General features: G+C 74.0%; 2 protein-coding genes and 1 pseudogene. All 3 read right to left on the minus strand.

Annotated elements, in window-relative coordinates:
• Nucleotides 1-8: 8 nt before the first annotated feature.
• Nucleotides 9-1,481: an FAD-dependent monooxygenase gene (locus tag OG194_RS35825; protein ID WP_327404913.1), complete on the minus strand. Its 1,473-nt coding sequence runs from the start codon at nucleotides 1,479-1,481 to the stop codon at nucleotides 9-11.
• Between the two features lie 50 nt (nucleotides 1,482-1,531).
• Nucleotides 1,532-17,227, minus strand: a pseudogene (locus OG194_RS35830) (SDR family NAD(P)-dependent oxidoreductase); the annotation flags it as partial.
• A 21-nt stretch (nucleotides 17,228-17,248) separates the two neighbouring features.
• A complete protein-coding gene (locus tag OG194_RS35835) occupies nucleotides 17,249-23,671 on the minus strand; it encodes a type I polyketide synthase (RefSeq protein WP_442811680.1) in 6,423 nt (2,140 codons plus the stop codon).
• Nucleotides 23,672-23,689 lie beyond the last annotated feature (18 nt).

The following is a 23,689-nucleotide window of genomic DNA, read 5'->3' on the forward strand; positions in this document are numbered from 1 at the left end:
AAGCGGGCTCAGCCGAACCAGGTGCGGAGCGTCCGGGCCAACCCGGGGTCGCCGTCCTCGCCGCGGTCGGCCCAGGCGATGAAGCCGTCGGGGCGGACGACCACGACCCGCGCGTCGAGGTCGGCGACCGGCTCGACCGTCACCACCTCGACGAGGTCGGCGAGGTGCTCGGGGACGGCGGGCAGGGCCTCCGGCTTGCCCGTCAGGTTGAGGACGAGGCCCCGGCCGCCCGCCAGCGGCTCGTAGGTCGTGAGCTCGGTACCGTCCGGACGGGTCGTCCGCACGTCCGGGAAGCGCCGGCCGATCAGCTCGTGCGGCTCGCCGGGCACGCCGGTCAGGTCGAAGGCGTAGGACACCTCGGTGACGTACTGGACGAGGTACCGCTGCACCGCCTTCATCTCGACGAGCCCCGCCAGGATCTCCCGCAGCGGCCCGACCTTCTCCAGCGGATGCTGGATCGCGATCTGCGCCGCCGCCCGCACGCAGGCCCGGCGGCCCACCGGACGGCGCTCGGCGTCGTAGCTGTCGAGCAGGCCCTCCGGCGCCCGTCCCAGCACCTCGGCGGCGAGCTTCCAGCCGAGGTTCACGGCGTCGTGCAGGGTGGTGACCATGCCGTTGCCGGAGGACGGCGGGTGCGAGTGAGCGGCGTCGCCGACGAGCAGCACGCGGCCGTCCCGGTAGGAGCGGACCAGCCGGGTCGCGTGGCCGTTCCGCTCCATCCAGGTCGGTTCCTCGACGTCGGGCGCCGTGCCGACGAGCCTGCGGACGCTGCCGAGGACCTCGTCCCTGGTCACCGGGGTGCCCGGCGGGACGTCACGGTCCTCCCACTCGACCGTCATGATCCTGATGCGGCCCGGCTGGAGCGGCAGGATGCCGAGCTGGCCGCCCGGGTACAGGCCGTTGACGAACTTGTCGCGGTTGCCGGCGAAGTCGCCGACGTCGGCCGTCACGCCGTAGTAGGCCGGCGCGAACTCCTCATAGTCGAACCCGCAGAGCCTGGCGACGGTGCTGTGCACGCCGTCCGCGCCGACCAGGTAGGCGCCGCGGACGGTCCGCTCGCCGTCCTGTGCCGCCACCGTCACGGTGACGCCGCCGGCGTCCTGCTCGACCCCGGTCACCTCCTGGCCGTGCAGGACCTGGACGCCGAGTTCGAGGGCCCGCTCCTCCAGGATCTCCTCGGTGCGGACCTGCGGGACGAGCCAGTCGAACTCGGTCTCGCCCAGCTCCTCGTCGAACTCGATGTACAGCAGGCCGAAATGGGTCCGGTTCCAGCGCGGGGTGGACGCGTCGCCGAACCGGTCGGCGATGCCGCGCTGCTTGAGCGTCTCGACGCAGCGGGCGTGCAGCAGCGCGCCGCCCGACTCGTGCGAGCGCTCCGTCCGGCGGTCCAACACGGTGACGGGGACTCCGGCGAGGGCCAGCTCGCAGGCGAGCATGAGGCCGCCAGGGCCGGCTCCGACGATCACGACAGGTTCGTTCACGATGTGCTCCGTTGGCTGGTGCCGTCCAGCTCCGCGCCGAGGTACTCGGCCAGCGCGGACGGGGTCGGCAGGTCGTAGACCGCGCTGGGCGGCAGGGACAGGCCGGTCGCCCGGGCGAGCCGGTCGCGCATGGTGAGGGCGCCGAGCGAGGTGATGCCGAGGTCGAGGAAGTCGGCCTCGGGCGCGACGGCGTGGCCGCCCTCGTGGCCGAGGGCGTCGGCGGTCGTCGCGAGCACGAACTCCAGCAGCAACCGGTCGCGCTCCCCGGGGGAGCGGCCTTCGAGCCGGAGCAGGAGGCCGCCGGGGTCGGCGGCAGGGGCGTCGTCCCTGGACGTGCGCGGGGCCGCGCCGGGGAACGCCGCGGTGACGTCGGCGACGACCACGCAGGGCGGCCCGGCGAGGATCCGCGGCAGGTCCCGCAGGGCGGCCGACGCGCGCATCGGGCGCAGGCCGGGCTGCTCGTCGCCGCCGCCTTCGACCGTCCCCCACAGCAGCGACGTCGCCGGGAGCCCGGCGGCGCGACGCCGGCGTGCGAGGGCGTCGTGGAAGGCCCCGACCGCCAGATCCTCGGGACGGGCGGAGCTGGCTCCGGCCGACGCCGTCAGCGGAGCGAAGAGGACGAAGGCGGACAGTTCCAGATCCTTGGTGGATTCGTGCAGCTGCCGGGCGGCGTCCATGGCCGCCTCGCCGCCGGCCATCGCCGCGGTGTGGAAGACCGCGGCGAGCGGCTCGCCGTCCGGGAGGAGTTCGAGGAGAGCGGGAATCGCCGCCGGATCGGCGGGGTCGAACACGACCGAGGTGATCGCGCCGTCCAGCCCGTCGGGTGCGGGCTCGGCCGGGCCGACGGCCAGGAGGACGCTGGACGCTCCCGCGCCCGCCAGCCACTTCGCCGTCTCGACCCCGAGTCCGCCGCCGGTGACCAGGACCGTCCCGGCGGGCGTCCAGCCGCGGTCGCCGCCCGGCGCCCGGGTCAGCCGCGGCACCAGCAGCGCCCCGTCCCGGACGGCCACGAGCTCGTCCCCGCCGGTCAACGCGGCCGCGAACGCCCGCCCTACCCGTCCAGAGACTTCGAGCGGCAGATCGACGGCCCGCAGCCGCCGAGGCGACCCGCTCCGCACCGCCGTCTCCACGACTCCCCACAGCAGACCCTGCGAGACATCGCCGACCGGTGCGGCCGCCCCGTCGCCGACGGCTCCCCGCGTGACGAACCACAACGGCGCGTCGACCCCGGCTCGCGCCAGCGCTTCGGGCAGCTCGGCCGTCCACCGCACCGCCTCCCGGTCCACGTCCGCCGCGAGGTACAGCACCCCTTCGACCGCTGCCCCCTCCACGGCCTCACCCAGCACCCGGGCGAGCCGATCGAGACCGCTCCCCGCGCCGCCGACCGGACCGGAGCCCGTGCCGGAGGCGACTGCGCCGTCGGCGGTCGTGGAGAGGCCGAGGTGGAGGGGCTGGGCGCCGCGTTCGGTGAGGAGGGGGATCAAGGCGGTGGGGAGGGTGGAGGAGGGGTCGTCGGTGAGGAGGAGCCAGGTGCCGGGAAGGGGCATGTCGGCGGCGACGGGGACGCGCTGCCAGGTCTGCTCGTGCCACCAGCCGTTGCTGCGCCTGCTGGCCGAGAGGGCCGGGAGGAGCTCGGCGAGGAGGAGCCGCTTGGCGGGGTCGTCCAGGTCCAGGTCCAGGGTGGTGGACAGGGCGCTCAGGTCCTGGCGGTCGATCGCCTCCCACAGGGCCGTCTCGGACTCCGCCGCGGGGGCGGGGGCCGCGACCGGCTCGTACCAGTAGGCGCGGTGCTGGAACGGGTAGGTGGGCGGCGGAGCGGACGCCGTCGCGGTTCCGGCCCGCCAGCCGACGGGGATCCGGGTGGCGGTGTGCAGGTGGGCGAGCGCGGTCAGCACCGCGGCCGGTTCCGGGAGGGCCGTGTCGAGGACGGACCGTGCGGTGACGCCGTCCAGGGACTGGCGGGCGAGGGTCGCGAGCGCGGGACGCGCGCCGAGCTCCAGATAGCAGGCGGGAGCGTGGTCGGCGTCCAGCCGGGCGAGGCCGTCGTGGAACCGTACGGCACCGCGGATCTGACCGGCCCAGTAGGCGGGGTCGGCGAGCTGCTCGTCCGTCGCGGGCAGCCCGGTGACGTTCGAGATCAGCGGGATCCGTGCCGGGCGTGCGGTGACGCCCGCGGCGACCTCCCGGAACTCGTCGAGCATCGGCTCCATCAGCGGCGAGTGGAAGGCGTGGCTGACGACCAGCCGCCGGTGCCGCAGCCGCAGCCCGTCGAGCCGCTCGGCGATCCGGTCGAGCGCCGTGAGCTCGCCGGACAGGACTGTCGACGCGGGCCCGTTGAGCGCCGCGACGGCGACGCCGTCCTCGGCGTCCACCAGCGGCCGCAGCTCGGCCTCGGGCGCCTGGACGCTCAGCATCCCGCCCCCGGACGGCAGCGCGCTCATCAGCCGTCCGCGCGCCGCGACGAGCCGGGCGGCGTCGTCGAGGGTCCATACTCCGGCCAGGTGGGCGGCGGTGAGCTCGCCGATCGAGTGGCCGAGCAGCCGGTCGGGCGTGATGCCGTAGTGGCCGAGCAGGGCGTGCAGCGCGACCTGGAGCGTGAAGATCGCCGGCTGGGCGTAGGCGGTGTCGTTGACGAGGTCGCCGCCGTCGAACATGACGTCCTTGAGCGGCTGTTCGAGGTGCGGGTCGAACGCGGCGCACACGGTGTCGAAGGCCTCGGCGAACGTGGGGGACGCCGCGTGCAGTTCCCGTCCCATGCCGGGATGCTGGCTGCCCTGGCCGCTGAGCAGGAAGACCACGCCGTCGCCGCGTCCGGAGGGTGATCCCGTGACCAGCGCGGGATGCTCCCGTTCGGATGCGAGGGCGGTGAGCGCCGCGCCGAGCCCGGCGCGGTCTCCGCCCGCCGTGACGATCACCGCCCGGTGGTCGAACAGGGTCCGGGCGGCGAGCCTCCCGGCGAGTCCGGCCGGGACGGCGGCGGGCTGCGCGTCGAGGTGGTCACGGAGCCGGGACGCCGCGGCGCGGAGCGCGGCCGGGTCCTTGGCCGACAGCGTGACCGCGACGGCCGGCGCCTCCTCGTCCGGGACCTCCGTCGGGGTGGACTGGGGTGCTTGTTCGAGGATGAGGTGGGCGTTGGTGCCGCTGATGCCGAAGGAGGAGATGGCGGCGCGGCGTGGTTGTCCGGTGTCGGGCCAGGGGCGGGTGTGGTTGAGGAGGGTGATGTTTCCGGTTGTCCAGTCGACGTGTGGGGTGGGGTTGTCGTTGTGGAGGCTTCGTGGGAGGACTGCGTTCTGGAGGGCGTAGATGCTTTTGATGACGCCTGCGACTCCGGCGGCGGCCTGGGTGTGGCCGATGTTGGTTTTGATGGATCCGAGGTAGGCGGGTTGTTCGGTGGTGTGGTGTCGGCCGTAGGTGTGGAGGAGGGCTTGGGCTTCGATGGGGTCGCCGAGGGTGGTGCCGGTGCCGTGTGCCTCGATGAGGTCGATTTGGTCGGGGGTGAGTCGGGCGTTGGTGAGGGCTTGTTCGATGACGCGTTCTTGTGAGGGTCCGTTGGGGGCGGAGAGGCCGTTGCTGGCGCCGTCCTGGTTGACGGCTGATCCGCGGAGGAGGGCGAGGATTTCGTGGCCGTTGCGTTGGGCGTCGGAGAGTCGTTCGAGGAGGACGAGGCCGACGCCTTCGGAGAAGCCGGTTCCGTCGGCGGTCGCGGAGAATGCTTTGCAGCGGCCGTCCGGGGCGAGGCCGCGCTGGCGGCTGAACTCGACGAGCAGGGACGGCGTCGCCATGACGGTCGCGCCGCCCGCGAGGGCGAGTTCGCATTCGCCGGACCGCAGGGCCTGTGCCGCCAGGTGCATCGCGACCAGTGAGGACGAGCAGGCGGTGTCGATGGTGACGGCCGGACCTTCGAAGCCGAAGGTGTAGGAGATCCGGCCGGACGCGACGCTGCCGCCGTTGGAGGTCAGCAGGTACCCCTCGTACTCCTCAGGTACGTCGTTCAGCATCCGCAGCCCGTAGTCGGCGCTGATGACGCCTGCGTAGACGCCGACCTGCCGCATCCGCAGCCCGGACGGGTCGAGTCCCGCGTTCTCCAGGGTTTCCCACGCGGTTTCGAGGAGAAGCCGTTGCTGCGGGTCCATGGCGAGCGCCTCGCGCGGACTGATCCCGAAGAACGCCGCGTCGAAGTCCCCGGCGTCGTGCAGGAATCCGCCCCGGTCGGTCGAGGTGGTGCCGGGATGGGCGGGGTCGGGGTGGTAGAGCCCGGCGGGCCAGCCGCGGTCGGCGGGGAACGCTGACATGGCGTCGACCTCGCCCTCGACGAGCCGCCACAGGTCGTGCGGGGTCTTGACGTCGCCCGGGTAGCGGCAGCCCATCCCGACGATCGCGATCGGCTCGTCGGCCGCGGCGGCCGTCCGCCGGGCCGGGCGGCTCCTGGACGGCGCCTCGGTGAGCGCGGCCAGCAGATGCTCGGCGACCGCCCGGGGACTCGGATGGTCGAAGACCAGCGTCGGCGGCAGCCGCAGCCCGGTCGCGTTGGCGAGCCGGTTGCGGAGTTCGACGGCGGTGAGGGAGTCGAAGCCGAGGTCCTTGAACGGCCGGTCGTCGGCGATCCCGTCCGGGTCCTGGTGCCCGAGTACGGCGGCGGAGTGCGCCCGGACGACGCCCAGGAGGTGCTTGAGCCGCTGCTCGGGCTCCAGTTCGGCGAGCCGTCCGGCCAGCGAGCCGCTCCCGCCGGCCGCCGCCGGGCGGGACCGCGGCGCGAGGCCGCGCATCAGCGGCGACGGATGCGCCGCCGCGGCGGACGTGTCGAGCGTCGCGGCCAGCAGCGACGCACGGTCGAGGCCGAGGGCGGCGTCGAACAGGGCGAGCCCGTGGTCGTCGGTGAGGGGGACGAGCCCGGATCGGCGGAGCCTGGCGAGGTCGGTGTCGGTGAGGGTCCCGGTCATGCCGCTGGCCCGTTCCCAGAGCCCCCATGCGATTGAGACGGCGGGGAGGCCTTGGGCGTGCCGGTGGTGGGCGAGGGCGTCGAGGTAGGTGTTGGCGGCGGCGTAGTTGGCCTGTCCGGGGTTGCCGAGGGTGCCGGCTGCCGACGAGAACAGGACGAACGCCTCCAGGTCCAGGTCCCTGGTCTGCCGGTGCAGGTTCCAGGCGGCGTCGACCTTCGGCCGGAACACGGTCTCCAGATGGGCGGCGGTCTGGCCGAGCAGCGGCGCGTCCTGGAGCGCGCCCGCCGCGTGGACCACGGCCGTCAGCGGATGCTCGGCCGGGACGGTGGCGAGGAGTGCGGCGAGCGCGTCGGGGTCGGCGCTGTCGCAGGCGGCGATCGTCACCTGTGCGCCGAGCGCTTCCAGACGGGCCGTCAGGTCGTCCGCGCCGGGGGCGTCCGGGCCACTGCGGCTGACGAGCAGCAGCCGCCGCACCCCGTGCGCCGAGACGAGATGCCCGGCGACGAGCCCGCCGAGCGTCCCGGTGCCGCCGGTGACCAGGACGGTCCCCGTCCCCGACAGCGGCGACGGGGCCGAGCCCGGGAGCGCGACCTTGGCGAGCGCGGGGGCGAGAACCCGGCCGTCGCGCAGCGCCAGCTGCGGCTGCCCGGACGCGATCGCCGCAGGGAGCAGTGCGTCCGACGCGGGAAGGCCGTCGGTGTCGACGAGCACGAACTGGCCGGGGTTCTCCGACTGGGCGGCGCGTACCAGACCCCACACCGGCGCGAGTTCGGGGACGGCGTCCGTCCCGGAGACGGGCAAGGCGTTCGTGGTCCGGACGATCAGTCGCGACCCGGCGCACCGCGCGTCGGCGGCCCATTCGCGTACGGCCTCCAGGACCTCCGCGGCCAGGCCGCGGACCGCGTCCGGGCCGTCGGGCTCTCCGGAGACGTCGAGCAGGACGGCGGCGGGCGGCGTCTCAAGGGCCGACGCGTCGGCGAACGGCACGGGAGGCTCGCCCGCCTCGCCGACCGCGACCGGGTTCCAGACAACCTCGAAAAGGGAGCGGTCGGCGGCGGCCGCGAAGGACCGCAGGAACTCCTCGCCGCTCACCGTCCGCAGGGTCAGCGCACCGACCGTCAGAACGTGAGTCCCGGACATGTCCCACGCCTCGACACGGAGGGTCTTCTCCCCGATCTCGGTCAGCCTGACCCGCAGCTCGGTCGCGCCGGTCGCGGTCAGCCGGACGTCCCGCCACGAGAACGGCAGCGCCAGGCCGGCCCCGTCGTCGCCGGTCAGGGCGAGTGGGTGGAGCGCCGCGTCCAGCAGCGCCGGGTGGATGCCGTGCGCGCCCGCCGCCAGGTCACGGTCGAGGACGACCCGGACGTCCAGGACGGTGCCGTCCCGGTGGAGTTCCCGGACGTTCCGGAACGCGGGACCGTAGTGGTAGCCGTGCTCGGCGAGCCGGTCGTACAGCCCGTCGATCGCGACGGGGCCGCCGGCGGGGGCGTCGGGCGCGTCCTGCGGCCCTTCGGCCTCGTCGGGGGAGAGGCGTCCCGTCGCGTGCTCGACCCACGGAGAGTCGGCCCCGGTCCGGGAGTGGAAGGTGATCTGCCGGTGGCCGTCGTCGTCGGGCGCGGAGACCGCCACATGCAGGTCGCGGGGCGTGTCCGAGGTGAGGACGAGCGGCGTCTGGAGGGTCAGCTCCGCGACGGTGGGGCAGCCTGACGCCTGCCCGGCGTGGAGCGCGAGGTCGAGGAACGCGGTGCCGGGCAGCAGCGGGGTCGCGTGGACGGCGTGGTCGGCGAGCCACGGCAGGGTGTCGGCCGACAGCCGGGACGTCGCCTGCCAGCGGCCGTCCGGGAGCGGGATGGCGGTGGCGAGCAGCGGGTGGTCGGCCGCGACCAGGCCGAGCCCCGACGCGTTGCCCGCGCCGGTCGAGCCCAGCCAGAACCTGCTGTGCTGGAACGGGTAGGTCGGCGGATGCCCGGCCCTGCCCGTCGTCGGCGGCCGCCAGAGGGTGCCGGGCTCGGCGGCCCGCACGTGGCGGCCGGCGAGCGAGACGTGGAACCTGCCGAGGCCGCCGTCGTCGCGGCGGAGCGTCGGATGGGCCGCGCCGGGTGCTCCTGATGCGTGCAGCACGGCGTCGATCGCCGGGACGAGCACCGGATGCGGGCTGGCCTCGACGAACGCGGTGTGCCGCGGGCTCAGCGCGGCCAGTACCGGATGGAACAGGACGGGATTGGCGAGGTTGTCGTACCAGTAGGCGGCGTCCAGGACGGTGGTGTCCTCGACGACGGCACCGGTGAGCGTGGAGTGGAACGGAATCCGGGCCTTGCGGGGCGAGATCCCGGCCAGCTCGGCCAGGAGGGTGCCGCGCAGGGCGTGCATGTGCGGCGTGTGCGAGGCGTAGTCGACCGGGACCATGCGGGCGTTGAGCCCGGCGGCCCGGCCGTGCGCGACGATCGCCTCGGCGGCCGCCGTCGCGCCTGCCACGACGGTGTGGGCGGGGCCGTTCAACGCCGCGACGTGCAGCTCACCGGTGAGGCCGAGGTCGCCGATGAGCGCCTCCGCGGAGATCGCGTCGAGGGGCAGCGACACCATCCGGCCGGTGTCGGCGAGACCGAGGAGCGCCTTGGCGCGGGTGGCGACGATCCGTGCGGCGTCGTCGAGGCTGAGTGCGCCCGCGATGTGGGCGGCGGCGATCTCGCCCTGGCTGTGGCCGATGACCGCGTCGGGCTCGACGCCGTGGTGCTGCCAGAGCCGGGCGAGAGAGACCATCATCGCGAACAGCGCGGGCTGCACCACGTCGGTTCCGACGGGCAGCTCCGGCCGGGACAGGACATCCAGGAGGTTCCAGCCGGTGTGCGGTTCGAGGGCCTGCGCACAGTCGTCGAGGGCGGCGGCGAACGCGGACGACTCGGCGGCGAGCAAGGTGCCCATGCCCGCCCACTGGGAGCCCTGGCCGGGGAAGACGAACACGGTTCCGCCCGCCGTGGGCGGTCCCTCGGAGGTGACGAGGCCGCCGTGCGGGTCGCCCGAGGCGAGGGCGGCGAGCGCCGAGGCGAGCCCGGCCCGGTCGGCGGGTCCGGTGACGGCGACCGCGCGATGGTCGAAGACCGACCGTGCCGACAGCGGAGCCGCGAGATCGTCCGGCCGGAGCCCGGGGTCGTTCGCCAGCCGGTCGGACAGCCGCAGCGCGGCGGCGCGCAGCGCCTCAGGGGTCTTGGCCGACAGCGGCACGGCCACCGACGGCGGCACGTCCGCAGCGCCTGCCGTCGGGGTGGATTCGGGTGCTTGTTCGAGGATGAGGTGGGCGTTGGTGCCGCTGATGCCGAAGGAGGAGATGGCGGCGCGGCGTGGTTGTCCGGTGTCGGGCCAGGGGCGGGTGTGGTTGAGGAGGGTGATGTTTCCGGTTGTCCAGTCGACGTGTGGGGTGGGGTTGTCGTTGTGGAGGCTTCGTGGGAGGACTGCGTTCTGGAGGGCGTAGATGCTTTTGATGACGCCTGCGACTCCGGCGGCGGCCTGGGTGTGGCCGATGTTGGTTTTGATGGATCCGAGGTAGGCGGGTTGTTCGGTGGTGTGGTGTCGGCCGTAGGTGTGGAGGAGGGCTTGGGCTTCGATGGGGTCGCCGAGGGTGGTGCCGGTGCCGTGTGCCTCGATGAGGTCGATTTGGTCGGGGGTGAGTCGGGCGTTGGTGAGGGCTTGTTCGATGACGCGTTCTTGTGAGGGTCCGTTGGGGGCGGAGAGGCCGTTGCTGGCGCCGTCCTGGTTGACGGCTGATCCGCGGAGGAGGGCGAGGATTTCGTGGCCGTTGCGTTGGGCGTCGGAGAGTCGTTCGAGGAGGACGAGGCCGACGCCTTCGGAGAAGCCGGTTCCGTCGGCGGTCGCGGAGAATGCTTTGCAGCGGCCGTCCGGGGCGAGGCCGCGCTGGCGGCTGAACTCCAGGAACGGGGTTGGCGCGGCCATCACGGTGACGCCGCCCGCGAGGGCGAGTTCGCATTCGCCGGACCGCAGGGCCTGTGCCGCCAGGTGCATCGCGACCAGTGAGGACGAGCAGGCGGTGTCGATGGTGACGGCCGGACCTTCGAAGCCGAAGGTGTAGGAGATCCGGCCGGACGCGACGCTGTTGCTGATGCCCGTCGACAGGTAGCCCTGCACATCCTCGGGCGCCTCGTGCAGCAGATGCGCGCCGTAGTTGCTGGCCAGGACCCCGGTGTAGACGCCGACGGCCCGCGGCCGCAGCCGTTCGGGGGCGAGTCCCGCGTTCTCCAGGGTTTCCCACGCGGTTTCGAGGAGAAGCCGTTGCTGCGGGTCCATGGCGAGCGCCTCGCGCGGGCTGATCCCGAAGAACGCCGGGTCGAAGTCCCCGGCGTCGTGCAGGAATCCGCCCCGGTCGGTGTAGCTGGAGTTCGGGCGGGACGGGTCGGGGTCGTAGAGGCCCGCAGGCCAGCCGCGGTCGGCGGGGAACGCGGTCAGCGCGTCGACCTCGCCCTCGACGAGCTGCCACAGGTCCTCCGGCGTCCGGACGTCACCGGGGTAGCGGCAGCCCATCCCGACGATCGCGATCGGCTCGTCGTCGGCCGCAACCGACCTGACCGGCGCGGCCGGTGCGGCGGGCGCGGCGTCGGGGGCGAGCCGGGTGAGGAGGTGGGCGGCGAGCTCGGACGGGTTCGGATGGTCGAAGATCAGGGTCGGCGGCAGCCGCAGCCCGGTCGCGTGGGCGAGCCGGTTGCGGAGTTCGACGGCGGTGAGGGAGTCGAAGCCGAGGTCCTTGAAGGCCAGGCGGGGGGAGACGAGGTCGGGGTCCGGGTGGCCGAGGACGGCGGCGGCCTGCGCCAGGACGACCCCGAGGACTCGCTCCCGCCGCCGGTCGTCGTCGAGCGGCGCCAGCTCCGCGCCGAGACCGCCGCCGCCCGTGGGCGCGCCGGCCGCGGCCGTCCGGCGGCGGGCGGGCGCCAGGCCGCGCAGCAGCGGCGACGGGTGGTGCTCGGTGGTCGAGGCAGTGATCGGCGCGGCGACGACCTGCGGTTCGCCGAGCCGGAGCGCGGCGTCCAGGAGGTCCAGGCCGTGGTCGTCGGAGAGCGGGTTCACGCCGGAGCGGCGCAGTCGCGCCCACTCCGCCTCCGACAGCGCGCTTGTCATGCCGCTGGCCCGTTCCCAGAGTCCCCATGCGATCGAGACGGCCGGGAGGCCTTGGGCGCGGCGGTGGTGGGCGAGGGCGTCGAGGTAGGTGTTGGCGGCGGCGTAGTTGGCCTGTCCTGGGTTGCCGAGGGTGCCGGCTGCCGAGGAGAACAGGACGAATGTTTTCAGGTCGAGGTTCTTGGTCTGCTGATGCAGGTTCCAGGCGGCGTCCGCCTTCGGCCGCAGGACCGCGTCGAGATGGTCGGCGGTCTGCGCCTCCACGGGTGCGTCCCGTAGTACGCCCGCCGCGTGCACGACCCCGGTGAGGGGGTGTTCGGCGGGGACGGTGGCGAGGAGTGCGGCGAGCGCGTCGGGGTCGGCGGTGTCGCAGGCGGCGATCGTCACGCTTGCGCCGAGCGCTTCCAGGCGGGACTTGAGGTCGTCCGCGCCGGGAGCGTCCGGGCCACTGCGGCTGACGAGCAGCAGCCGCCGCACCCCGTGCGCCGAGACGAGATGCCCGGCGACGAGCCCGCCGAGCGTCCCGGTGCCGCCGGTGACCAGGACGGTCCGGTGGACGGGCGGCGGATCCAGCGTGAGGGTGACCTTCCCGATGTGCTCGGCCCGCGTGAGAACCCGGATGGCGGCATGGGCGTGCGTGATCGGATGGGAGGTGCACGGCAGCGGGACGAGCGCCCCGGACGCGAGATGCCCGCGGACGGCCTCGGTGAGGACGCCGAGGTGCTCGGGGCCCGTGCTGATCAGGTCGAAGGCCTGGTAGTCGACGCCGGGATGGCCCGCGAGCTGCTCGGCCGTCCGGATGTCGGTCTTGCCCATCTCCAGGAAGTGCCCGCCCGGCTTGAGCAGCCGCAGCCCGAGGTCGACGTGCTCCCCGGCGAGGCTGTTCAGCACGATGTCGAAGCCGCCGGGGGCCGTCCGCCGGAAAGGGTCCTCATAGTCGGCGACGCGGCTGTTGGCGATGTGGTCGTCGTCGAGGCCGTGCGAGCGCAGGACGTGGTGCTTGGCCGGACTCGCCGTCGCGTACACCTCGGCCTCGAACAGCCGGGCGATCTGGAGGGCGGCCTGCCCGACGCCGCCGGTCGCGGTGTGGATGAGGACCTTCTGGCCCTTTCCGAGGCCGCCGAGGACGACCAGCCCGTGCCAGGCGGTGAGGAACGCGACCGGGATCGTCGCGGCCTGCGGCCACGTCCACGCGTCGGGGATCTTCATGACGAGCCGGTGGTCGGTGGTGGCGACCGGGCCGATGCCGCCATGGGTGAACAGGCCCGTCACCCGGTCACCCGGCTGGAACCCGGTGACGTCCGCGCCGACGCCGACGACCTCGCCCGCCTCCTCGCCGCCGATCGGCGAGTCGGTGGCGACCATGCCGAGCGAGACGAGGACGTCCCGGAAGTTCAGGCCGGCCGCACGGGTGCTGATCCGGATCTCGTGCGGCTCCAGCGGACGGTCGTGCAGGTCGGTCGGCGCGAGCACGACGTCCTCCAGGGTGCCCGTCCGGGTGATCTTCTCCAGCTGCCAGCCGTCGTGGTCCGGCGGGATCAGGAACTCCTTGCGGCTGTCGACCAGCCAGAGCCGGTGCAGGACACCGCCGCGCAACAGGAGCTGAGGCTCGTCCAGGGACCGCCCCGCGGCGACCGCCCGCAGGAGCGTGGCCGTGTCGTCGGTGTCGGCGTCGAGGAGCCGGAAGCGCCCCGGATGCTCGCTCTGCGCCCCGCGCACCAGCCCCCACACCGCCGCCGCCGTGAGCGACGGACCCCGGTCGTCGTGGGCCTCCCGGGTCACGAACGTCAGGGTGCCGCCGTCCGCGTCGAGCCAGCCCTGGACCAGGGAGAGCGCCGCCCGCGTCGCAGAGGCGACCGCCTCGGGGCAGCCGCAGACCCCGTGCGCGCAGGAGGACGCCGTCAGCGACGGCAGCGCGATCGCCTCGCCGGGGGCCCCGATGAGCTCCGCGAGCCCGCCGCACGCCGCGCCCTCGGCGGGGGACCCGAGCAATACGGGATCGCCGTCGACGCGGGTGGGGGCGGTGTCGGGCAGGGCGTGCCAGACCGGATGGAACAGGTCGTGCGCGGCCGGACCGGCCGAGACCGACAGGCCCGCGCCCAGGGGGCGCAGGGTCAGTTCGTCGACGGTCAGCACCGGGAGGCCCTGCGGGTCGGCGGCATACAGCGCCACCGCGCCGTCTCGCAGCCGGGTCACCGCGACCCGCAGGGTGTCGGCGCCGGTCGCGTGCAGGCGCACCCCGGTCCAGGAGAACGGAAGGCTGACGCCGCCGGGCTCCCCGCCGTCGGGCGTCCGGTCGTCCCGGTCGGCGATGAGGGCGTGCAGGGCGGCGTCGAGCAGCGCCGGGTGGAGGCCGTACCCGCCGGTGGCGGCGTCCTCGCCGAGGCTGACCTCCGCGTGGAGGACGTCGCCGTCGCGGCGCAGGCCGCGTAGACCGCGGAAGGACGGCCCGTAGCCGTAGCCGTCCTCGGCGATCCGGTCGTACAGCCCCGAGACGTCGACGGGCGTGCCGCCGGGCGGAGGGCCCGCCGGGACCGCGGCCGAGAGCTCCGGTGTCAGGGTCCCGGTCGCGTTGACCGTCCACTCGGCCTGGTCGCCGTGCGGTCGGGAGTGCACGGCGAACGACCGGCGTCCGCCGTCTCCGGCGGCGCTGACCGTGACGTGCAGATCCTGTGGCCCCGCGGACAGCACGAGCGGAGCCTGCAACGTCAGCTCTTCGACGGTCTCGCAACCCCAGCGGTGCCCTGCGTGCAGGGCGAGCTCGACGAACGCCGTGCCCGGCAGCAGGACCGTCCCGTTCACTGTGTGGTCGGCGAGCCATGGCTCGGTGTCGAGCGCGAGACGCGCGGTGCACGCGATCGTCCCGTCGGGATGCTCGACGACCGCGCCGAGCAGCGGATGCTCCGGCGACGCCAGCCCGAGCCCGGTCGCCTTCGTGACGGGCGCGGCCCCGTCGAGCCAGAACCGGCGGCCCTGGAACGGGTAGGACGGCACCCGCTCCCGCGAGGCCGGGGCGTGCCAGTCCGTGCCGGGCGCGTCGGCGTGCACATGGTAGGAGGCCAGCGACGTCAGGAACCGGCCGAGGCCGCCCTGGTCGCGGCGGAGCGTCGGATGCGCCGACCCGGCCGTCCCGCCGCCGTGCAGCAGGTCGAGGATCGCGGGGACGAGCACCGGGTGCGGGCTCACTTCCACGAACTCCGTGTGCTGCGGGACGAGCGTGGCGAGCACCGGGTGGAACAGCACCGGGGCGGCCAGGTTGTCGTACCAGTAGCCGGCGCCGAGCAGCCCGGTGTCCTCGACGAGCCCGCCGGTGAGCGTCGAGTGGAACGGGATCGCCGCCGGGCCGGTCGCGACCGTGCCGAGGTCGGCCAGGAGCCGGTCGCGCAGCCCCCGCACGAGCGGGGTGTGCGAGGCGTAGTCGACCGGGATCATCCGGGCGTCGAGGCCGGTGGTCGCGGCGTGGGCGGTCAGCGCCTCGGCCGCGGCGGTGGCGCCCGCGACGATCGTGTGGTTCGGCCCGTTGAACGCCGCCACCCGCAGCTCGCCGCTGAGGCCGAGGTCGCCGACAAGCGTCTCGGCGGCGGTGGCGTCCAGCGGCACCGACACCATCCGGCCGGTTCCGGCGAGGTCCAGCAGCGCCCGCGACCGGACGCTGACGACCCGTGCGGCATCGTCCAAGCTGAGCGCGCCCGCGATGTGAGCGGCGGCGATCTCGCCCTGGCTGTGACCGACGACCGCGTCGGGACTGACGCCGTGGTGCTGCCAGAGCCTGGTCAGCGCCACCATCATCGCGAACAGCGCGGGCTGCACCACGTCGGTTCCGGCGGGCAGCTCGGGCCGGGACAGGACGTCCCTGAGGTTCCAGCCGGTGTGCGGTTCGAGCGCCTGCGCGCAGTCGTCCAGAGCGCGGGCGAACACCGGCGACTCGGCGGCGAGCAGCGTGCCCATTCCCGCCCACTGGGAGCCCTGGCCGGGGTAGACGAACACGGTCCCGCCCGAAGTGGGAGGCTCGTCGCCGACGATCAGCGACGGATGGGGCGACCCGCCGGCGAGCGCGTCGAGGGCCGCGGCGGTCCCGGCGCGGTCGTCCGGCGGGGTGACGACGACCGCCCGGTGGCCGAGCAGCGACCGTCCGGCGAGCGGCGCGGTCAGGGCGGCGGGCTCCAGCTCCGGACGTGCGTCGAGGCGCTCCCCGAGCAGCCGGGCGGTCTCGCGCAGCGCCTCGGGGTCCTTCGCCGACAGCGGCAGCGCGACGGCGGGTGCGTCCGGCGCGGGGGCCGGGGCCTCGGCGTCGTCGGGCTCCGGCGCCTGCTCCAGGATGAGGTGGGCGTTGGTGCCGCTGATCCCGAACGACGACACCGCCGCGCGGCGCGGCCGTCCCGTCTCGGGCCACGGCGTGGTCTCGGTCAGCAGCGTCACATGCCCGGCGGACCAGTCGACGTGCGGCGATGGCTCGTCCACGTGCAGCGACTTCGGCAGCGCGCCGTGCCGGATTGCCTGCACCGTCTTGATCACACCGGCGACGCCGGCGGCGGCCTGGCTGTGCCCGATGTTCGACTTGATCGACCCCAGCCGCAGCGGCAGCGCGCTGGTGTGGTGCCGTCCGTAGGTGGCGAGCAGCGCCTGCGCCTCGATCGGGTCGCCCAGCCGGGTGCCGGTGCCGTGCGCCTCGACGGCGTCGACCTCGTCGGCCGACAGCCGCGCGTTGGCCAGGGCCTGCTCGATGACCCGCTGCTGCGACGGCCCGTTGGGGGCGGCGAGCCCGTTGCTGGCGCCGTCCTGGTTGACCGACGAGCCCTTGATGACCGCGAGGATCCGGTGGCCGTTGCGCTGGGCGTCCGACAGCTTCTCCAGCAGGACGAGGCCGACGCCCTCGCCCCAGCCGGTGCCGTCGGCGGCGGCCGCGAACGGCTTGCAGCGCCCGTCGGCGGACAGGCCCCGCTGACGGCTGAAGTCCACGAACGGTGTGGGCGCCGCCATGACCGTCACACCGCCGGCCAGTGCCATGGAGCACTCGCCGGACCGCAGCGCGTGCGCCGCCAGGTGCATCGCGACGAGTGAGGACGAGCAGGCGGTGTCGATGGTGACGGCCGGACCCTGGAAGCCGAAGGTGTAGGAGATCCGGCCGGACGCGACGCTGTTGCTGATGCCCGTCGACAGGTAGCCCTGGATCTCCTCGGGCGTCTCTATCAGCAGGTGCGAGCCGTAGTGGCTCGACAGGACGCCCGCGAACACCCCGATGCCGTGTCCCCGCAGCCCGGACGGGTCGAGCCCGGCGTCCTCGAACGTCTCCCACGTGGTTTCGAGGAGGAGCCGCTGCTGCGGGTCCATGGCGAGCGCCTCACGCGGGCTGATCCCGAAGAACGCCGCGTCGAAGATGTCGGCGTCGTGCAGGAACCCGCCGTGCCGGGTGTAGGTGGTGCCGGCCCGGTCGGGGTCGGGGTCGTACAGGTCGGCGGGCCAGCCGCGGTTGACGGGGAAGTCCGAGATGCCGTCCCGGCCCTCGGCGACCAGGTCCCACAGGTCGTCGGGGGAGCGGACTCCGCCCGGGTACCGGCACGCCATCCCGACGATCGCGATCGGCTCGAACCGCTCCGACTCCACCTCGTGAACGCGCTGCCTGGACCTGCGCAGGTCGGCCGTGACGCGCTTCAGATAGTCCCTGAGCTTCTCTTCGTTGGACATCTGGTTCCTCACGTGAAGGGGTCAGGAGATTCCGAGCTCGTGGTCGATGACGCTGAAGATCTCGTCGTCCGTCGCGGCGGACAGGTCGTCGCCGTCGGCGTCCGTCCGCGCTCCGGCCCATCGGGCCAGCAGGGTCTCCAGCCGGGCGGTGACCGCGGGACGGCCCTTGTCGTCGGACGGCACCTCGGCGAGGACCGTCTCCAGAGCGTCCAGGTCGGTGAGGATCGCGCGCACCGGTTCGGCCGCCGCGGGTGCGAGCCGGCCGAGCAGCCACGCGGCCAGTTCGGCGGGGCTGGGCTGGTCGAAGATCAGGGTCGGCGGCAGCCGCAGCCCGGTCGCGCTGGCGAGCCGGTTGCGGAGTTCGACGGCGGTGAGGGAGTCGAAGCCGAGGTTCTTGAACGGCTGGTCCGCGACGATCGTGTGCGCGGCGGGATGCCCGAGGACGGCGGCGGCCTGCGCCTGTACGAGGGTGAGCATCCGCCGGCGCTGCTGATCGGCGGTCAGCCCCGCCAGGGTCGAGGCGAGGTCGCCGCCCGCGCCGGGACCGTCAGTGCCGCGGGTGGCGGCCGTCCTGCGGGATCGCGGGGCGAGGTCGCGCAGCAGCGGCGATGGGTGCGTGTCCGCCGCGGGGGCGATCGGCAGGGCGACGACGTGCGGTTCGTCGAGCCGGAGCGCGGCGTCGAACAGGGCGAGCCCGTGGTCGTCGGTGAGGGGGACGAGCCCGGATCGGCGGAGCCTGGCGAGGTCGGTGTCGGTGAGGGTCCCGGTCATGCCGCTGGCCCGTTCCCAGAGCCCCCATGAGATCGAGACGGCGGGGAGGCCTTGGGCGCGGCGGTGGTGGGCGAGGGCGTCGAGGTAGGTGTTGGCGGCGGCGTAGTTGGCCTGTCCGGGGTTGCCGAGGGTGCCGGCTGCCGAGGAGAACAGGACGAACGTGTTCAGGTCGAGGTTCTTGGTCTGCTGATGCAGGTTCCAGGCGGCGTCCGCCTTCGGGCCGAACACCGCGGCGAGGTGCTCTGGGCTCTGCTCGTGGAGCGGCGCGTCCCGTAGCACGCCCGCCGCGTGCACGACCCCGGTGAGGGGGTGTTCGGCGGGGACGGTGGCGAGGAGTGCGGCGAGCGCGTCGGGGTCGGCGCTGTCGCAGGCGGCGATCGTCACCTGCGCGCCGAGCGCTTCCAGACGGGACTTGAGGTCGTCCGCGCCGGGAGCGTCCGGGCCGCGCCTGCTGACAAGCAGGAGATGCTCGGCCCCCCGCTCGGCGAGATGCTCCGCGACGAGCCCGCCGAGCGTCCCGGTGCCGCCGGTGATCAGGACGGTCCGGTGGACGGGCGGCGGATCCAGCGTGAGGGTGATCTTCCCGATGTGGGTGGCGTGGGCGAGGGTGCGGATGGCGGTGCGGGCGTGCGCGATCGGGTGGGACGTGTGCGGGAGCGGCGTGAGGCTCCCGGCGGCGAGATGGCCGTGCACGATCCGGTTGAGGCCCTCGATGTGCTCGGGCCCCGTGGTGACCAGGTCGAACGCCTGGTAGTCGATGCCGGGGTGGTCGGTCAGCTCCTCGGGCGTTCGGATGTCGGTCTTGCCCATCTCGATGAAGCGGCCGTCCGGCTTGAGCAGCCGGAGGCTCGCGTCGATGTGCTCGCCCGCCAGGCTGTTGAGGACGATGTCGACGCCGTGCGGATCGGTCTTCCTGAAGTGGTGCTCGTAGTCGGTGGTGCGGCTGTTGGCGATGTGGTCGTGTTCGAGGCCGTGGCCGTGCAGGACGGGCCACTTGCGTGGGCTGGCCGTCGCGTACACCTCGGCCTCGAACAGCCGGGCGATCTGGAGGGCGGCCTGCCCGACGCCGCCGGTGGCGGTGTGGATGAGGACCTTCTGGCCCTTCCTGAGGCCGCCGAGGACGACCAATCCGTGCCAGGCGGTCAGGAATGCGACGGGGATGGTCGCGGCCTCGGCCCAGGTCCAGTCGTCGGGGATCTTCATGACGAGCCGGCGGTCGGTGGTGGCGACCGGGCCGATGCCGCCACGTGAGAACAGCCCCGTCACCCGGTCGCCCGGACGGAGCGTCGTCACGTTCGAGCCGACCTCGATGACCTCACCGGCCTCCTCGCCGCCGATCGGGGCCAGCGCCTTCACCATGCCGAGCGAGACCAGGACGTCACGGAAGTTCAGACCGGCCGCGCGGGTGCGGATCCGGACCTCGTCCGGCCCCAGCGGGCCGTCGTGCAGATCGGTCGCTGCCAGGACGATGTCGTCGAGCGACCCCGTCCGGCTCGTCGACATCAGCTGCCAGCCCGTGTCCGACGGCGGCACCAGGAACGACTCGTGGGCGTCGGCCAGCCGCGGCCGGAACAGCGTCCCGGCCCGCACCGCCAGCTGCGGCTCGTCCAGGGCCTCGGCGGCCGCGATCGCCGACAGCAGCGGGCCCGGCTCCGGCGACGCGACGTCCACCAGCCGGAAACGGCCGGGGTGCTCGCTCTGCGCGCTGCGGACCAGGCCCCACAGCGCCGCCTGCGCCGGGGACGGGGCCTCCTCGTCGTCCGGGAGGGCCTGCGCGAGGAGCGTGACGACGGTCAGGACCGAACCGGCGAACCGGTCGTCGGCCGCCCACTCGCGCAGCAGCCCCAGCATGGTTCCGGCCGCCGCGGTCGCCGAGGCGGGGCAGTCGCAGCCGCCGGACGCGTGCGGGCAGGCCGCCGTCACCGGCAGCGCGACGACCTCCGATGGCGGGACGTCGTCGCCGAGCGCCGCCGACCAGGCCGCGAAGTCCGCGTGAAAGGGGACGTCAGCGTCGTCCGGCGGGGAGCCGAGGAAGACCGCGTCCGCCGGGCTCAGCCGGTCCGGCTCCTCGACCGGGATCCACACCGGGTGGAACAGGCCGGGCACACCGGACTTCGCAGGGGCCGCCGCGGTGAGATCACCGGTCAGCGGACGGACGACCAGCTCCTCGACCGTCAGGACGGGACGGCCCGCCGGGTCGGTCGCGTGGAGGGCGACCGCGTCGGGGCGAAGCGGCGTCAAGGTGACCTGGAGGGTGTCGGCGCCGGTCGCGTGCAGCCGGACGCCGCGCCACGAGAACGGCAGACCGGTGCCCTGCTCGCCGAGGCCGTCGACGGCGAGGGCGTGCAGCGCCGCGTCGAGCAGGGCCGGGTGAAGGCCGTGGCCGTCGACGGGTGTCGTCGCGTCCAGCCGGACCTCGGCGCGTAGCGCGTCACCGGCCCGGCGCAGGCCGCGCAGGTTGCGGAACGCGGGGCCGTAGCCGTAGCCGTCGCTCTCCAGACGTTCGTACAGGCCGGACAGGTCGGCCGGGTCGCCGTCCGGGACGTCTGGGACGTCCGGGACCGGTATCGCGGGGAGTTCGGGGGCGAGGATCCCGGTCGCGTGCGTCACCCAGCCGGACGGGTCGTCGGCGGGCCGCGAGTGGACGGCGAACGGGCGGCGGCCGTCGTCACCGGCCCGTTCGGCCACGATGTGGAGGACGCGCGGGGCCGACAGCGTCAGCGGTGCCTGGAGGATCAGCTCGTCGACGTCCGGGCAGCCGGTGGCCTCCCCGGCGTGCAGGGCCAGGTCGAGGAGGGCCGTGCCGGGCAGCAGCGGCATGCCGTGGACGGCGTGGTCGGCCAGCCACGGACGGGATGTGAGACCGATCCGGCCGGTCGCCTGCCAACTGCCGTCCGGGAGCGCGGACTCGGCCGCGAGCAGCGGATGCCCGGCCGGTACGAGGCCGAGCCCAGCGGCGTCACCGGCGGGGGCCTCCAGCCAGAACCGGGTCCGCTGGAACGGGTAGGCGGGCGGCGGGTCCAGCAGCGGGGAGGAGGCGAGCCGCCAGGAGACCTTGGCGTGGGTGCCGGTGTGGGCGTGGGCGAGCGCGGTCAGGAACGCGGTGGCGTCGGGGTCGCGGTGATCGAGGACGGCCTGGGTCACCGCCCCGTCCAGGCTCTGCTGGGCCAGGGTGGTGAGCGTCGGGCGCGGTCCGAGTTCGAGGTAGAGGGCGGGGGAGTGTTCGGTGTGGAGGTGGGTGAGGCCGTCGTGGAAGCGGACGGCACTGCGGATCTGGGACGTCCAGTAGGCGGGGTCGGTGAGCTGGTCTTCGGTGGCGGTGCGTCCGGTGACGTTGGAGATGACGGGAAGCCGGGTCGGGTGGTAGGTGACGGTCTCGGCGATCTTCTGGAAGTCGGCGAGCATGGGTTCCATGAGGGCCGAGTGGAAGGCGTGGCTGACCACCAGGCGGCGTGCCGTGATGCCCTGGGCGGCGAGCCGGTCCGCGAGCGCGTCGAGGGCGTCGAGGGGGCCGCTGACGGACGTCGCGTGCGGCGAGTTGACGCCCGCGACATCGATGCCGGTGCCGTCGAGGTGGGGGAGCAGCTCGGCCTCGCCCGCCTGGACGGTGAGCATGCCTCCGCCGGCGGGGAGTGCGCTCATGAGCCGTCCGCGCGCCGCGATGAGCCGGGCGGCGTCGTCCAGGGTCCAGAGTCCGGCGAGGTGGGCGGCGGTGAGTTCGCCGATGGAGTGCCCGAGCAGCTGGTCGGGGCGGACGCCGTGGTCTTCGAGGAGCCGGAAGAGGGCGACCTGGAGGGCGAACAGGGCGGGTTGCGCGTAGGCGGTGTCGTGGATGATCTCGTCGCCGCCGAGGATCACCTCGTCGAGCGGCCGGTCGAGATACGGGGTGAACGCGGCGCAGACCTCATGGAAGGCGGCGGCGTAGACCGGGAACGCGGCATGCAGGCCCCGGCCCATGCCGGGGGACTGGCTGCCCTGTCCGCTGAGCAGGAACACGGTCCCGCCGTCGCCGGGCTCACCCGTCACCAGGCGCGGGTCGGGCGCACCGGAGGCGAGCGCCGACAGGGCTCCGGCGAGCGACTCCCGGTCGGAGCCGTCCACGATGACGGCCGCCCGCCGCGTGAACAGGGCACGGGCCGTCAGGGACGCCGCGAGCCCGTCGGGGGACGCCTTCGGGCCGGCGGCCAGATGACCGGCCAGCCGGGCGGCCGCGGTGCGCAGCGCCTGAGGGGTCCGCGCCGACAGCGTCACCACGACAGGGCCGACGGGCGGCTCGGCGGTCTCCCGCTCGGGTGCCTGTTCGAGGATGACGTGGGCGTTGGTGCCGCTGATCCCGAACGACGACACCGCCGCGCGGCGCGGACGTCCCGTGTCCGGCCAGGACGTGGCCTCGGTGAGCAGCGCGACATGACCGTCCGCCCAGTCGACGTGCGGCGACGGCGCGTCCACGTGCAGCGTCTTCGGCAGGACGCCGTGCTGCATCGCCTGCACCATCTTGATGACGCCCGCGACGCCCGCCGCGGCCTGCGTGTGCCCGAGGTTCGACTTGACCGCGCCCAGGTGGACGGGCCGGTCGGCGGAGTGCGCGCGCCCGTAGGTGGTGAGCAGCGCCTGTGCCTCGATGGGGTCGCCGAGGGTGGTGCCGGTGCCGTGCGCCTCGACCGCGTCGACCTCGTCGGGGGAGAGCCCCGCGTTCGCCAGCGCCAGCTCGATGACCCGCCGCTGGGCCGGTCCGTTCGGCGCGGACAGCTGCGTGGTCGTCCCGTCCTGGTTGATCGCCGAACCCTTCAGCACCGCGTGCACCGGATGCCCGAGCCGGACGGCGTCCGACAGCCGCTCCAGCAGGACGAGCCCGATGCCCTCGCCCCAGCCGGTGCCGTCGGCGGCGGCCGCGAACGATTTGCACCGGCCGTCGGGGGACAGGCCGCGCTGCCGGCTGAACTCCAGGAACACCGACGGCGTCGACATCACGGTGACGCCGCCCGCCAGCGCCATCGAGCACTCGCCGGACCGGAGCGCCCGCGCCGCCAGATGGATCGCGACCAGCGACGACGAGCAGGCGGTGTCGATCGTCACGGCGGGCCCCTGGAACCCGAACGCGTGCGAGACCCGCCCCGAGGCGACGCTGCCCGCGCTGCCCTGCCCGAGATATCCCTCGACCTCGGCGGGCGCCCGGACGATCCGCCCCCCGTAGTCGTGGTACATCACCCCGGCGAACACGCCGACGTCGGTCCCGCGCAGTTCCGCCGCGGCGATTCCCGCGTTCTCGACGGTCTCCCACGTCGTTTCCAGAAGAAGCCGCTGCTGCGGATCCATCGAAAGCGCCTCACGCGGATTGATCCCGAAGAATTCGGCGTCGAATTCCCCGGCGTCATGCAGAAATCCCCCGTACCGCGTATAACTCGTGTGCGCCTTCCCGGGATCGGGGTCGTACAGCGAGGCGACGTCCCACCCCCGATCGGACGGAAACTCCGAAACGGCGTCCCGCCCGTCGGCGACCAGCTCCCACAGTTCCCGAGCCGACCCCACCCCGCCGGGATACCTGCACCCCATCCCGACGATCGCGATCGCCTCACCCTGCCGCTCTTCGAGCTCCCGCACCCGCTCCCGCGTGCGATAAAGGTCATTCGTCGCCCGCCGAAGATATTCGCGAATTTTCTCCTCGCCGGACATCCAACCTCCCACACAGCG

Origin of the sequence: Streptomyces sp. NBC_01288, assembly GCF_035982055.1 — a bacterium.
Lineage (GTDB): Bacteria > Actinomycetota > Actinomycetes > Streptomycetales > Streptomycetaceae > Streptomyces.

Coding starts and splice junctions, on each gene's coding strand:
- OG194_RS35835 (WP_442811680.1), bottom strand. CDS start 23,671: ATGTCCGGCGAGGAGAAAATTCGCGAATATCTTCGGCGGGCGACGAAT.